This window comes from Cyanobium sp. NIVA-CYA 375 (genome assembly GCF_056108345.1).
On the sequence record NZ_JBSYHW010000017.1, the window covers coordinates 1 to 13,122 of the forward strand.

The window sequence follows — 13,122 nt, forward strand, 5'->3', positions numbered from 1 at the left end:
ATGTTCCAGGAACTGGAAGGCAATCTGATCGCCGCCATTGGCAAGGTGCTGTTTGGCTTCCTTACCCGCCGTCAGCGCTCGGGCAGCACGGAAGTGGCGGCGGCCTGAGGCTTAGCGGCGCTTGGATCGGACCCATCAGTCCTCGATTAAATCAACGCTCACCAGCCGGGTGAGACCTCCAGCGGTGTCTGAGTAGAAGGTGCCTGGCTTGAAGTTGGCCTGAAACCACCACTGGCGGCCATCCTTGCTGCGCCGCTCCACACGGAAGTTATCCAGTCCCTGCTCCCGCAGTGCCAGTTGCAAAGCATCTCCGCTGCAGCCGGCGCAAGTGACGGAAAGTGGCGGTAGCCCAGGCACTTCGACGCAATAGACGGGCATGGGCTTGAGGCGATAGCTCAGGCTGCCACAAGAACGGATTAGGGCTCAGGCTGCGTCATCCGTAGCGGTGGCAACGCAACCCCACGCCCGGCAGGCCTAGGGTTGCAAAACTTCATGATTGGGCTTTGCGGGATGACTTCTACCCCAGATCTGGCCTCCCTCTATCAGTTGCTGTCTCTCCAAGAGCGCCCGATCCTGCCCTCGGGTGAGCGTCGCGCAATCCTGGGTTGTGGCTACGTGGGCGAAGCGGTTGCCAAATCCTGGAAGCAGGAGGGGCACGCACTTTGGGGCACCACAACCCGGCGTGAACGCTTGCCAGAGCTGGCCGATCTAGTCGACAATCCATTGGTTTTTGATTCGACGGATCCCTCCAGCAGCTTGGACTTCGCAACAGATGTCGACGGCATCTTGGTGTCCTTCGCTCCGTCGAAGAGTTCCAGTGTTGAGCTGAGCCAATACGAGCAGACCTTTCTTGGCGGCCTGCAGCGGCTGATCGAAACGCTTAGCCGTCGGCCTGTCAGCTCGCCACTGCAGCTTGTTCACCTCAGCAGCTGTGGCGTGTATGGCAACCGGCAGGGAGCGCTCACAAGTGAGAGCGATCCAACCGATTCAAATCATCCAGTGAATTCCGTGCTCGTGAGAGCAGAGCAGATGATCGCGTCGGTCCGCTCCGACTCGATCAAGGTCTGCGTGTTGCGCCTCGGTGGCATATACGGGCCTGGACGCGATATTCCGGCCATGTTGCTGAGTGCAGCTGGCGGCTTAGTGCAGCGTAATGGCCTGAATGTGCCGTGCTGGATTCACCGCGACGACATCGTTCGCGGTATCAACTTTGCCTTTGACCAAGGCCTGAATGACACGTACAACCTGGTCAATGACACCCAGTACAACGGCCAGGAGCTCACAGATAGGCTGTGTGAGCGCGCTGGCCTGCCACTAGCTAAGTGGTTGACCAGAGACACCAGCGATCGAATCCTTAATGCGCGGGTGAGTAATGAGAAGCTAAAGCAGCTTGGCTTCAGCCTCTCTCATCCATGCATGTTGGGCTGATATCGGCGCTCTATCCAGGCCAAGAGATTGTGATTGGCATCAAACTCCATTGTCAAATGCACAAAGCTTTGACGATCCAGTATGCAGCCAAAGTGGATGTCAAATGAATGCTTTGGCAAGCTCTCAGGCAGGCTGCAGATTAAATTATCCGTAAACAGCCCATTCACTTCATTCTTGATAAATAATTCGCTACAGAATGGTGCCAACCGCTGATCTGACGTTTCATTTACAGAATTGAATCCTGGTCTGATCACTGACTCCACTCCTTGCCAGCCAAAGACGGTCTCGAATACCGCCTCCAGCGATTGGAACTGAACGCGTTCGGGGTCAGGACTGGTGCGTTGGCAACGGAAGGGTGTGGCGGCGATTGAGTCCAGCAGCATCTGACCATCAGGTTGTTGCTGGTAAAGCGCCACCAGCATCGAACGACTGCGACCGCTGAAGAAGTTCACTTCATGCCCAGCACGGGCGCTGCTGCCGGCCATTTCCAGGCTCGACTGGCCCGCCGTCTGCGAAAAATGCCAGCAGTTATGGCCGAGGTTGTAATTGTGCCGATATAGGGGGAAGCGGCGTTCTCCACCGGGCGCGAATCGCAGGCCGGTTCCATGCCATTCACCCGTGTGCGCATCCGAGAAGCGGATGGAGTAAAGCGAGGCCTCCGGGTTGGCGCTGCCCTGCTTCAGGTTCATGCCATGGCCGTTGCGGCCATACCAGGTGGTTATTCCCTTCCAGTCGCCATGAAAGCTGGCGCGCATGAGGTTCCATTGCCGATCAGCTGCTGCTTTGGCGTGATTGTCTGAACCTTCCATCGTCTTCAGTTCGGTAGTCGGGTCTTCCAGAATCGGCTAGCTGATGTGCGACGGTCGAACGGCTTGGTTGTCAGGGCTGACCCTAAACGTTTCGTAATCAACCGAGCGAGTGCAGTTGCCAGCAGTTGTAGACGTAAGGTGATGTTTGGCCTCATGATCGCCAAGCCATGGCCAAGGTAGGAGTGCTCCTGCTGAACCTCGGGGGTCCGGAGCGCATCCAGGACGTCGGCCCTTTCCTCTACAACCTGTTCTCGGATCCGGAGATCATCCGGCTACCCAGCTCGGCCCTGCAGAAACCACTGGCTTGGCTTATCAGCAGCCTGCGGGCGAGCAAGTCGCAGGAGGCTTATCGTTCAATCGGCGGGGGCTCACCACTGCGGCGAATCACCGAGCAGCAGGCTCGGGAGCTACAGAGTGCCCTGCGCCTGCTTGGGATCGAGGCCACCAGCTACGTGGCGATGCGCTACTGGCACCCCTTTACCGAATCGGCGGTGGCAGACATCAAAGCCGACGATGTGGACGAGGTGGTGGTGCTGCCTCTTTACCCTCACTTCTCGATTAGCACCAGCGGTTCCAGCTTTAGGGAGCTTCAGCGTCTTCGTCAGGCTGATCCTGTCTTTGCAGCTTTGCCGATTCGATGCATCCGCAGCTACCACGATGACCAGGGCTATATCGACGCCATGGCCGGGCTGATCGCCCGTGAGATCCAGGCCTGCCCGGACCCTGACAGCGCCCACGTGTTCTTCAGCGCCCACGGTGTTCCTAAGAGCTACGTGGAAGAAGCGGGCGATCCCTACCAAGGGGAGATCGAAACCTGCGCCCGGCTGATCATCGAGAAGTTGGAGGCCACATTGGGCCACAGCAACTCTTTCACCCTTGCTTATCAGAGCCGGGTGGGTCCTGTGGAGTGGCTCAAGCCCTACACCGACGAGGCATTGGCGGAGCTAGGGCGGCAGGGTGTGAAGGATCTGGTGGTTGTGCCGATCAGTTTTGTGAGCGAGCACATCGAGACCCTTGAAGAGATCGACATCGAGTACCGCAAGCTGGCTTTCGAGTCGGGCATCACAAATTTTCGGCGTGTGCCGGCGCTTGACACCAACCCTGCGTTCATCCAGGGGCTTGCGCGACTTGTCCAGCAGGCCCTGGATGGGCCCGAAGTGAATCTTGACCAGGCGGCGGCTTTGCCTAGCACTGTGAAGCTCTACCCCCAAGACAAGTGGGCTTGGGGCTGGAACAACAGCTCAGAAGTGTGGAATGGCCGCTTAGCTATGGTCGGATTCTCCGCTTTTCTAGTGGAGCTGATCAGTGGAAGTGGGCCTCTTCACGCCATAGGCTTGCTTTGATCTTCTTTTACTCGGGATAGTGTCTGTCTAGATCGAACAACACCTCATGGATATATGTCTCGGTCCATTCCGCGCCGTGAAAGCGGCTGAGCATCCCTCTTGCCGGATCTTTCTCTGCCCGATAGCTGGTGTAGCGGCGTTGGCCCTCGAGCAATATTGCTGAGCGATTGTCTGCTACGGGGGGTGCTTCATCTACGAGCTGTAAATAAAGCTTTAAATACTCAGCAAAGGCTTGAAATATAACGGTGGCGATCAGCTCATCGGAGGCTGCACCCAGAGGTAGACGGGTCCAGAGAAATGCAGGCGAAAAGTAAGGTTCCGCCTCGGCAGGAATGGGCCCGCCATCGGGCAAGTGAGGCTTCCAGCTGTTAAAAATTGGGAGTAATCGATCCCAGACAGGTTGGGTATGGAGGGAATCGCTGCGGTCAACTGGCTGCAGGTCAAGGGCTAGCAGATGGCCTGAGGGCAGCGTGACCAAATCGGCTCCGAAGAAAGGTAGATCAAAACGGCAGTCGGGATTGATAACTAGGTTCAGCACGGACGCTGCTGGTCCCGCTTCCACACAGGCGGCCCTCACCTGGCGAAGCTTGCTGGTTCGACAGGCCCAGGTTGCAGTTTGCACAACTACCGGCTGTGCCTTCGAACCGGTGGATCCGGTTTTTTGCAGAAACTGCTCCGGCACGGGGTAGGCGGCTGGCTGCAACGCCTGAAGCATGTCGACCGCATGATCAAGAAAGGGCTGCCAACGCCAACCGGCGATTCTGACCTGATCAAGGCTGCAGCTTTGCGGTGCTGTCATTGCTGCGGGCTAGATGGGAAGAGGAACTCGTGCAGAAAACGATCCGACCATGCCTTGCCGAAGTGGCTGCTAAACAGGCCATGAGCCGGATCTCTTTCGGCGCTGTAGACATCGTATGCCTCCTGCAGGGTTTTAACCCTTTCTGCTGTAACTATGGAAGTGCGTTGGCTGGCTTCGGCGCTGAGCTGCCAGTAGCAGTCGAGAAAGGCGGTGAAAGCTCTGGGCAACGATTCCTGCGCCTCCTCAGCACCTCCACGGCAGAACAGCAGCCAGGGCGAAAAATATTGGTTTGGATCAAATGAGCGCATGGCCTCAGCACCGTGAAGATCCGGGTGGCGAGAAATAAGTTCTTTTAGGCCTTGATAATAGGTATCAAGATAATTCTGATCTTGCAGTAGGGGCTGAAAATCAAGCACTGCGACCAGCTTGCCGCGGGTGCCGAACCAAAGAAGATCGATTCCCATCAGGGGCTGATCGTTGTTGTATTCGGGATAGGCCACCGAATTCAGCACTTGCAGGCTGTCCCCCGCGTCCATCCTGGTCACCCGCCAGCGTCGGAAACCCGGAACCTGCCAGAGCCAGCTTTGGATCACGCTCTGCCTCTTCAGCGAGCGACATTCAGCGAGCCCATCGGGTGGGGCAATGGGCTGCGCCCCAGACCGTTCCAGCCTGCTATTGAGCTCTTGCAAAAAAGGGTCGAACATCTCGGAGGGCTCAGGAGCAGGGTGGGTTAGCTGAAACCGGCGGCCAGGGAATCGGCGCTTTCCCGAAGCGACTGCAGAGTTGCGTCGGAGGGGCAGCGAAGCTCCGTGCAGTAGGTGGTCATCGACACACCGTCGAGGCACTGCACCGAGCTCACCCGCATTCGCACCTGATCCGTGACGAACCAGCAGCGTTCCGTGCCGACATTGCTGTCGTAGCGCGTGGTAACGGTCATGACGCCATCGCTGGAAAAGTTGTATTGACTGAGGACGGGTTGCTTCTCCACGTAGCCCTTGTCACGGACCAGGAAACCCTGAGAGGGATCTCCTGCCAGAGGGATATCTATTAATACAGCCGCTTGATCTTCTGTTCTGGCTAGGGGTTTTAGATTGCTCTCCCACCAGAAACGGGCCCCTCCTGCTGCTAGATGAGGGTTGATATTGAGAGCTAGGCATATCTGTTCGACGGCTGGATCCTGAGCGGAGAAGGGCTCGATCACAAGATTGGAATCGCCGAATTCATCATCTTGGTGGTCGAGGTGGTGCACAGCCCGTCGCGTCAGCCAGGCCCCTCGACTGGCCGCCAAGAACTGATCCATCGTTCGGGCTGGGTCCACGGGTGCCACGGGCGGGTGAGGGGGATGGGAGTTAGTCCTGTTCGGACTTCTGGGCTTCAAGCTGAGCCAGAATTGCTTCTAGCTTCTGCAGCTCGGGATGCTGAGCCAGGGTGAATTCCACTTGCTTCTGAGGAAGCTTCAGTCTCTGACCCATTCCGATCACATCTTTGATGAGTCGATCGCGGTAGGCCGCTAGCTGATCAATCGACTCCTCCAACTCCTGCCGGCTTGGATCGGATGCGTTGATTGCAGACGTGTCGGCGCGAGCGGTGGTGCCGTCGGTCATGGGTTGAATTGGGCGAATGTCAGCATACGGAGTCGGCCGCTGCGATCCACTAGAGCAGCTTCAAATGGGCCGCATCCATGGTGAATATGGAAGAAAAGATAAATCTCCTGGTGCTTTGTTCCGCGATTGGGCGGGAGTGCGTGCCCTCCCCTTGCCAAAACCCTTTGCCAGCGCTGCCTTTTTAAGTCCGACCGCGATGGGTGACGAAAGTTTGCATGATTGCTTTGATCGGGGTCCTGAGGCGGGAGATGACCGTAGTTTCCTCTTACGCCTTCCCCGAGAGGCAGCTAAGCCATGCAGACCTAAACAGATCTAACGATCTTCACTGGCTGTCAACTGGCTGAGCGCAAGCACCCCTGGTCCCTTTCCCATGCTCGACGCCTTTTCACGCGCTGTCGTCAGCGCAGATTCGAAGACTGCCCCAATTGGAGGCGGTGAGCTCGCTGCTCTCCGTAACTATGTTGCTGAGGGAAATAAGCGTCTAGACGCTGTTAACGCCATCACCAGCAATGCCTCCTGCATCGTTTCAGATGCAGTCACCGGCATGATCTGCGAAAACACTGGCCTGATCCAGGCTGGTGGCAACTGCTACCCCAACCGCCGCATGGCCGCCTGCCTGCGCGACGGCGAAATTGTGCTTCGCTACATCAGCTACGCGCTGCTGGCTGGCGATGCCTCGGTTTTGGACGACCGCTGCCTGAACGGCCTCAAGGAGACCTACATCGCTCTGGGCGTTCCCCTTCAGTCTGCCGCCCGCGCTGTGGCCATCATGAAGGCTTCTTCCACGGCTCACATTAACGAGACAAACACCAGCGGTACCAACCCTGTGGAAACCCGTTTCCGCAAGATGGAAACCGTTCAGGGCGACTGCTCCGCTCTAGTGGCTGAAGCTGCTACCTACTTTGACCGTGTGATTAGCGGCCTCAGCTGATTCATCCGAAGAGATTGCTTTTTTTAAACCACTACAACTCAATTAAACGAGGATCTTCACGATGAAGTCTGTTGTGACCACTGTTGTGACCGCCGCTGATGCCGCTGGTCGCTTCCCCTCCCAGAACGACCTAGAAGCTGTTCAGGGTAACATTCAGCGAGCTACTGCTCGTCTTGAAGCTGCTGAGAAGCTGGCTGCCGGCCTGGACAAAGTGACGAAGGAAGCTGGTGACGCCTGCTTCAGCAAGTATCCCTACCTCAAGCAAGCCGGCGAAGCTGGTGAGAATCAGGTCAAGGTGGACAAGTGCTACCGCGACATCGCTCACTATCTGCGTCTGATCAACTACTGCCTGGTTGTGGGCGGCACCGGCCCTCTCGATGAGTGGGGCATTGCCGGAGCCCGTGAGGTGTACCGCACCCTGCGTCTGCCTACCGCTGCTTACGTGGAAGCTCTCACCTTCACCCGCGATCGGGCTTGCTCCCCTCGTGACATGAGCCCCCAGGCTCTCAATGAGTTGAAGTCGTACCTTGATTACGCAATCAACGCCCTCTCCTGATCAGTTTCTGATTAATTGTTGAGGACAAACCACGGAGGCCTTCGGGCCTCCTTTTTTGTGAGAAAATGAGCCCTCTCCCACCCCCTCTCTTCGATGGAAATGGAAGCATTAGATATCTTGTTTGATGACCTTGCTCACCCCAATCCTTATATTCAAAGCCAGGCTTTTATAGCTATGGTCAGGGATTGGCCTCAGCAAGCTCTGCCTCGACTGCTTGGTTTATTGGCCCAACCGGATATAGCTTTACGCAGGGCTTCTGTTCGTGGTATTGGCGCCTTTGGCGCGGCAGCCTTGCTGCCCTTAGCGGATCTTTTTATGGCTAGCACGGACAGTACTATCCGCGCCAGCTGCGTGAAGGCCTATGCCCAGGTGGCTTCAAACCAGCCTGGCATCCATTTCCCCGAGACTGCGATGCAGGCTCTCGAGGAGGCACTTAGCGATGACTCACCGGTTGTGGCTGTTGCTTCGGTGATGGCCCTTGGGCAGGTTGGTGGGCAGGCGGTGCCTCTGTTGCTAACAGTGGTGGGCGGTGATAATCCAGCCCAGGCGGTAGCCGCTGTCAATGCACTCGCCCAGATCGATGATCCTGCAATTGAACCAACTCTTAAGGATCTGCAGCACCAACCAAAGTTAGATAGTTATGTGCGAGAGACGCTTGAATCAGCCTTGGCTCGAATAAGGGACCTGCAAGCGCGTCAACCTCAGCCGGGCTGACGCGAGACGATTGTCAACCTCACTTGCTTAGCTGACTGATTGCTAGTTCCAGCACTAATCTGACACTAGGTTGTTCTTCCTGCTCCACACTTGCTTTTAAGGCAGGCAATGCATCCTTGGCCCCTAGCTTCATCAGCGATAAAGCAGCGTTTTTGCGGACCTGTTCTTCCGAGTCGGTGAGTAGCGGGAGCAGACTCGGGCAGGCCCATTCTGGCTCCTGCAACTTCCCCATCAGCGTTGCAGCTTCTGCCCGCACTTCGGAGTCCAGGTCATCCAGCGCGGTTAGGAGCAGCTGTCTCGCCTGGTCATCCCCCAAAGCCTGGATCTGTTCGCCGAGAGCTGCTATTGCTGCCGTTCTTATCCTGGCATCCGGCGAGCTGGCTGCTTGGCGAAGCGCTTCTGGCGCCTTGGCGCCTATAAAAGCGATTCCCCAGCTGGCCAGCCCCTGCTGCATGGCCGAAGCTTTTGGATGAACCAGCACTGAGAGGAGTGGATCGAGAGCCTGCTCGCCGACTGCAGCCATCGCTCCGACCGCTGATCCCTGCACAACGGGATCCGAATCTGAGAGCAGGGTTTCGAGTAAAATGGGTAAGGCAGCTGGATCTGCAATCAGGGTCAGAGTCTTAGCTGCAGCGCGTCGAACGGTGACGTTGTCGTGAGACTGCAATGCACGGCAGAGAGTTGGCACCGCTGCAGCACCCACTGCTCCAAGGCTTTCGGCAAAGGTAAGCCGCATCAAGCCCCTGGTATCGCCGAGACCAGCCACCATGCGCTCAATTGCTGGGGTGTCGGATGAAGGAACTAACCCCTGACGAAGTTGGGAACGAAGCTCTGCAGCCAGAATGTTGGCTTCCTCAACGCTCAGTTGCTGGATTCCAGATGCGGGGGTAGCGGACAGCTCGGCAGACAAGGGTCCCTCCTATTGAACTAATTATCAGGGATAGCCGCGGCGATCCTATGGTGGGCTTAACAAGATCAGGACATGACACGCTTTTTGCTCTCCCACAACCTTCAGGTGGTTTCCGACAACCTGAAGGGCTTGAATTCCGCGGAACTGGCGGCTGGTCTCGTTGCACACCTGTCTACCGATGTCCAGGTTCAGGCAGTCAGCCACCCTCACTGGTTGGTGCAGGTGGAAGCCGATCTGCTGCCCGTCGATTTGGCCAATGCCGTACTCCTGGCCTGGCGACAGCTTCGCTCCTCTGCAGGTGCTACTGAGCATGATTGCCAGCTGTTGGCCCTAGGTGGACGCAAGGACGATCAAGGCGCTTCTGGAGCGTTGCTGCAGCAGAGTGACTGGGGGGTCGATGTGGTGGAGACTCTGAACACCGCCGCTTTCCTTCAGTCGATCAACTGGGAACTGCTTAAACAGGGGCGTGCTCCTGATGGTGTGTTCGAGCTTCAAGGCTGAGCTGGGCTATTTGCGGCGGCGGCGAGGTGATTGCTGTCCAGGCTTGGGTGATTCGCCTGGCTCTATTTCCGCTTTGGCGGCCACTGCGGAAACTGAGCTGGCCGCCTCCATCAGACCCACCGACGAAACTGGGATTCCGTTCTGGTGTAGTTGCTGCATAGTCTGGCTCAGCATATGGAGCGGAACTCGCAGCTTCTGAGCAACCCTCTGGGGAGTCTCAGAATTGATGCTTGTAACAAGAAGAAGTGCACCACATTGATGGGGTCCCATTGTGCTTCTTATTTAGATGGATCCATATTGAACGCTTCCTGGCTGGGTTGCATCAAGACACATAACTCTTAAACTTTCAGCGCTCTTGCCCTGCCGGCTATCAGAGTTGGAGCAGCTCTCCTTTGAGCTCCACAGCCGCGTCCACTTCGACTTCTGAGGACAGTATTTTGGCAAGCCCCAGCAACAGTTACGACAATATCCATCCCGGGCTCAGCCACCATGATGCGCTAGCGATTCTTGAACAATCTCTTGACTCGCTTGATTCTGCCAGCGACTACTACATGGCGGCCGCCCATCTCGTGAACTTCCCCGGCGATAAAACGGAGGAGGCATTATTGCATCTCATTGATAATTCTTCGGGCGAACAGGCGGTTAACCTTGCGCGCCGCAAAGCGGTCGAAGTTCTGGGTCGGCTTGGGGTTCAACGGGCCATTCCTAGCATCGGGCGTTGCCTAAGGAGCAATGATAACTATCTCGTTGAAAATGCCGCCTGGGCCCTTCTTCAGCTCAATTGCCAGGATGGTGAACTCCATCATGCGATGCTCCTGCTACTCAATGATCCAAGCCAGAGCCGCAGGGTCCTTATCCAGGCTCTTGTGGGGTTAGAAGTGCATGCGGCCTTGCCCGTACTTCAATCGCTGCAAGATGAAGCGAATCCAGGGGTTCGCGGCGCTGCTTTGGCCGGGGTTGCACAGCTCAGTGGCGATAGCAGTCGTCTTCAAGAATTGGAAGACCACCTGACCCTGCCTAACCAAATGGACAGGCAGTCGGCGATTCAGGATTTAATTGACTGTCGGGCTACATATCTATTGCCTTCGATCCTCAAGGCGCCCGTGTCCCCTGTGTTCAGGTTGCGCGCTCTGCGGACACTCTGGCCTGGCCAAGACAAAGCACATGCAGGACTTGACCTGCTTACATGTTTAGATTCGCTGATGTGGGATCAGCCAGAAGATTTGGTCTTGGCGCACTGCTACGACACTGAACCCACCATATTGTTTTTATTTGATGAGTTTTTTGGTACTGACTTTAGCCGTTGCTACCTAGCATTGTCCACATTGAAGCATAGGCCAGCAGAAGAGCTCTGGCCTGTTTTCTGGAAGCGATGGCAGGAGGATGCTTATAATGATTATGGTGCTCATTATTTCTTCATTCAGCTTCTTGGCAGTGTGGATATCTGGCCTTTCGCTGCTACTCCTGTCATTGAAGCATTGCTGCTGGAAGCCATGAACAGCAAGCGCCCACAATTCGGTAAATCAAGAGTGGCTGCTTGCTTGGCTTTGAATAAACACTTCCCTGATATATGGTGCAAAAGTGTGCGGCAGCTTTTGTCCTCCGATTTTACGCCGAGCTGGGAGCTACGTTATGCTGCATTGATAGGTCTTGATTCAATTGATGTTGGGCATAACCATGAAATATTTCAGCTATTGCAGGATGCTTTTGCTGTGCAGGATCCTGATGTTTTTGTAGATCGTAGGCGTCAACTGCTTATTTCCGAAAACCGGGTCTGAAAGGACCCACGCTCAGCCCAGTAGCGCTGAATTTCCAGGCCTTTTGGTCTTGGCACAGCTGCTTCAGCTCTCAGTATCTTGAATGTTCGACGGGGCCCCATTGGCCAGTTTCCAATTGCTCTTACAGATCGCACTTGCCCATCAAGCATATTTAGACAGGCTTCAAAACGCTCAAGCTGACTATGATCAATTGTTTCAAAAATAAAGTCTTGGCCTTGGCAAATTAGGTGCTGCGAGCGAATCCAGCTACGGAATTGCTGGATAGCTGCTCCGTCAGCTTGCATGGTTTCTTTTTTATCCAATTTGTTCAGGTTCTTCTCCCTTATGATTACTTAGATGTGCCCACTCAGCTGTGACTTCATTCTCAAAGCTAGCCACGCGTTCAAAACGTAATGGCCCATGTTCGGAGCCCCATTGTAAGGTATTGGTAGCTGGATCAAAACCCTGATCTCTACTAATCCAGTTTTCATGATCAACTAACACCTCGCTCACTAGATAAGTAGGCCGCCCATCACGTGGCACTAGGCATTTATTACCAGGCTCTACCTTCCCGCTGAAGCAACCCGGTGTCGTCTCTTGGAAATGCATCGCACAACCGCAGCGTTGTTTGAGGCGATCAATATGAATAAGCTTGAGCAGTTTAGGCGTGAAGCCTGCTCCAGCTAAGCGAATTGGTTGGTCGAATCCAAAATTCTCAACAATCTGCACCTTCTCGGTCGAAATCAGTCGATGTACGCCTTGCCTATAAGGTCGCCAAGGATCGTGCCCATAGCTTTGCTCGGAGTAAAAACCAGGGCCCTGAAATACTTCCCAAGGCAGAGGCCGAAAATAGATGTTAATATGGGCAAAATTTATGGGATCGCGCTGTGACTGAGAGAAATTACTGTAGTGTCCAGCAAGAATTTTGGCAAATTTTAGGGCAATACCTAACATGGCGAACTCTACTGGCTGAAGGAATCTAACCGTCTGATTTCAGATGCGAAGGAGGTTTGCAGTATTCCTGAGCCGGCTGAAGTTCGCAGCACTGATGAGCGGCAGCGAACATTCTCAGATACGAACCAGATCCTTTCCTCTGCAATCGATTGACCATATTGGGTAGTGAGTATAAAAGTATCGTCTTCTAAAAAAGCGTAGTTTGATACTGCTTGCTCGGCCTCTGCGTATCCAGTGCTTCGCAGTAAGATTCCTTTTTGATTATCAGTTGGGATTGGAACGAGTACGCATGATCCTGCTGATACTTCACTGGGGCCATCTGGCTCCCAGTCACTTTCTGCATTCCATTCCATTCGGAATGGCAGAAGGGGTTTGGCGTCGTGTATCTTGCAGTCTCTAATTAACTCAAGCACCAACGGATCTTGGAGTCCAATTGGTTCAATCAATACTGAACTGCGAACATCCTCAAATTGCTGAAAAGCAAGAGAATGACCACTTCTCATGGATCGCCAGCGGCCTAGGCTACGAGCTACAAAAGATTCCAGCTGCATCAACGCTGCTCAGGCCTTGTTTCTGTGAGTGGTCCTTGCAACTGGCAGACGACCTGCCTGAACCATGTGTACCCATGTATCGATCATCATGTTGATCGCAGGCTGCGTTTCTTCAGTGCTCTGATTAATCTGAGTGCACTCTGCTTTGCGATAGTCTTTGTCCTTTAAATTCATGGATTGCAGCCAGGGTGCTTGCTGTTGATGCTTTTAGGAGGCGGCGGAAGTGTTGCCTTAATATATATTAAGGCTTTGAACCGCCTCCGGT

Annotated in this window: 16 protein-coding genes and 1 pseudogene; 8 read left to right on the forward strand and 9 right to left on the reverse strand. The window is 55.0% G+C overall.

All coding sequences use genetic code 11. From position 1 onward, the window contains the following. Positions 1-108 (forward strand): annotated as a pseudogene (locus tag AC01FP_RS06325) (biliverdin-producing heme oxygenase); the annotation flags it as partial. A 27-nt stretch (positions 109-135) separates the two neighbouring features. Here AC01FP_RS06325 and AC01FP_RS06330 read toward each other — a convergent pair. Next, positions 136-378 (reverse strand): hypothetical protein, encoded by a 243-nt coding sequence (locus AC01FP_RS06330; RefSeq protein WP_474478982.1) that lies wholly within the window; start codon positions 376-378, stop codon positions 136-138. A 132-nt stretch (positions 379-510) separates the two neighbouring features. Between AC01FP_RS06330 and AC01FP_RS06335 the strand changes: the two genes are divergently transcribed. Next, positions 511-1,428, forward strand: coding sequence for an NAD-dependent epimerase/dehydratase family protein (locus AC01FP_RS06335; RefSeq protein WP_474478983.1), 918 nt, complete (start codon positions 511-513; stop codon positions 1,426-1,428). Here the strand turns inward: AC01FP_RS06335 and AC01FP_RS06340 are convergent. Continuing rightward, positions 1,407-2,237: a hypothetical protein gene (locus AC01FP_RS06340; protein WP_474478984.1), complete on the reverse strand. Its 831-nt coding sequence runs from the start codon at positions 2,235-2,237 to the stop codon at positions 1,407-1,409. The genes AC01FP_RS06335 and AC01FP_RS06340 overlap by 22 nt on opposite strands. A 167-nt stretch (positions 2,238-2,404) precedes the next feature. On the opposite strand from AC01FP_RS06340, the gene hemH reads away from it, so the two are divergent. Continuing rightward, positions 2,405-3,580, forward strand: a complete 1,176-nt coding sequence (gene hemH / locus AC01FP_RS06345; RefSeq protein ID WP_474478985.1) for a ferrochelatase — start codon at positions 2,405-2,407, stop codon at positions 3,578-3,580. A 7-nt stretch (positions 3,581-3,587) separates the two neighbouring features. Here hemH and AC01FP_RS06350 read toward each other — a convergent pair whose 3' ends face one another. From AC01FP_RS06350 to AC01FP_RS06365, 4 genes are read right to left on the reverse strand one after another with little or no spacing between them, the layout of a single operon-like run. Further along, positions 3,588-4,379 (reverse strand): phycoerythrobilin:ferredoxin oxidoreductase, encoded by a 792-nt coding sequence (locus AC01FP_RS06350; protein WP_474478986.1) that lies wholly within the window; start codon positions 4,377-4,379, stop codon positions 3,588-3,590. Continuing rightward, a complete protein-coding gene (locus tag AC01FP_RS06355) occupies positions 4,376-5,083 on the reverse strand; it encodes a 15,16-dihydrobiliverdin:ferredoxin oxidoreductase (protein ID WP_254937581.1) in 708 nt (235 codons plus the stop codon). Before AC01FP_RS06355 ends, AC01FP_RS06350 begins: the two co-directional genes overlap by 4 nt. A gap of 26 nt (positions 5,084-5,109) precedes the next feature. Next, a complete protein-coding gene (locus tag AC01FP_RS06360; RefSeq protein ID WP_255024194.1) occupies positions 5,110-5,679 on the reverse strand; it encodes a phycobiliprotein lyase in 570 nt (189 codons plus the stop codon). A 49-nt stretch (positions 5,680-5,728) separates the two neighbouring features. Beyond that, positions 5,729-5,983, reverse strand: a complete 255-nt coding sequence (locus AC01FP_RS06365) for a hypothetical protein (protein ID WP_254937579.1) — start codon at positions 5,981-5,983, stop codon at positions 5,729-5,731. Between the two features lie 370 nt (positions 5,984-6,353). Here AC01FP_RS06365 and cpeB point away from each other — a divergent pair, with 370 nt between their 5' ends. The 3 genes from cpeB (at position 6,354) to AC01FP_RS06380 (ending at position 8,184) form a co-directional block, all read left to right on the forward strand. Beyond that, positions 6,354-6,914: a globin family protein gene (gene cpeB / locus AC01FP_RS06370; protein ID WP_197148055.1), complete on the forward strand. Its 561-nt coding sequence runs from the start codon at positions 6,354-6,356 to the stop codon at positions 6,912-6,914. Between the two features lie 61 nt (positions 6,915-6,975). Further along, positions 6,976-7,470, forward strand: coding sequence for a class 1 C-phycoerythrin subunit alpha (gene cpeA, locus AC01FP_RS06375; protein ID WP_106632843.1), 495 nt, complete (start codon positions 6,976-6,978; stop codon positions 7,468-7,470). A 93-nt stretch (positions 7,471-7,563) separates the two neighbouring features. Further along, positions 7,564-8,184 carry a HEAT repeat domain-containing protein gene (locus AC01FP_RS06380; RefSeq protein WP_474478988.1) on the forward strand — a complete coding sequence of 207 codons (621 nt, stop codon included), beginning with the start codon at positions 7,564-7,566 and terminating at the stop codon, positions 8,182-8,184. A 19-nt stretch (positions 8,185-8,203) separates the two neighbouring features. Here AC01FP_RS06380 and AC01FP_RS06385 read toward each other — a convergent pair whose 3' ends face one another. Continuing rightward, positions 8,204-9,094, reverse strand: a complete 891-nt coding sequence (locus tag AC01FP_RS06385) for a HEAT repeat domain-containing protein (protein ID WP_474478990.1) — start codon at positions 9,092-9,094, stop codon at positions 8,204-8,206. A gap of 72 nt (positions 9,095-9,166) precedes the next feature. Between AC01FP_RS06385 and AC01FP_RS06390 the strand changes: the two genes are divergently transcribed. Together AC01FP_RS06390 and AC01FP_RS06395 are read left to right on the forward strand one after the other, a co-directional pair. Beyond that, positions 9,167-9,595 (forward strand): DUF2656 family protein, encoded by a 429-nt coding sequence (locus AC01FP_RS06390; protein WP_474478992.1) that lies wholly within the window; start codon positions 9,167-9,169, stop codon positions 9,593-9,595. A gap of 392 nt (positions 9,596-9,987) precedes the next feature. Continuing rightward, positions 9,988-11,373, forward strand: coding sequence for a HEAT repeat domain-containing protein (locus AC01FP_RS06395; protein WP_474478993.1), 1,386 nt, complete (start codon positions 9,988-9,990; stop codon positions 11,371-11,373). A gap of 294 nt (positions 11,374-11,667) precedes the next feature. Here AC01FP_RS06395 and AC01FP_RS06400 read toward each other — a convergent pair whose 3' ends face one another. After that, on the reverse strand, positions 11,668-12,306 hold the full coding sequence (locus tag AC01FP_RS06400; RefSeq protein ID WP_474478994.1) for a CpcT/CpeT family chromophore lyase: 639 nt from the start codon (positions 12,304-12,306) through the stop codon (positions 11,668-11,670). A gap of 8 nt (positions 12,307-12,314) precedes the next feature. Continuing rightward, positions 12,315-12,857: a phycobiliprotein lyase gene (locus AC01FP_RS06405; protein WP_255019477.1), complete on the reverse strand. Its 543-nt coding sequence runs from the start codon at positions 12,855-12,857 to the stop codon at positions 12,315-12,317. Between the last annotated feature and the right edge of the window lie 265 nt (positions 12,858-13,122).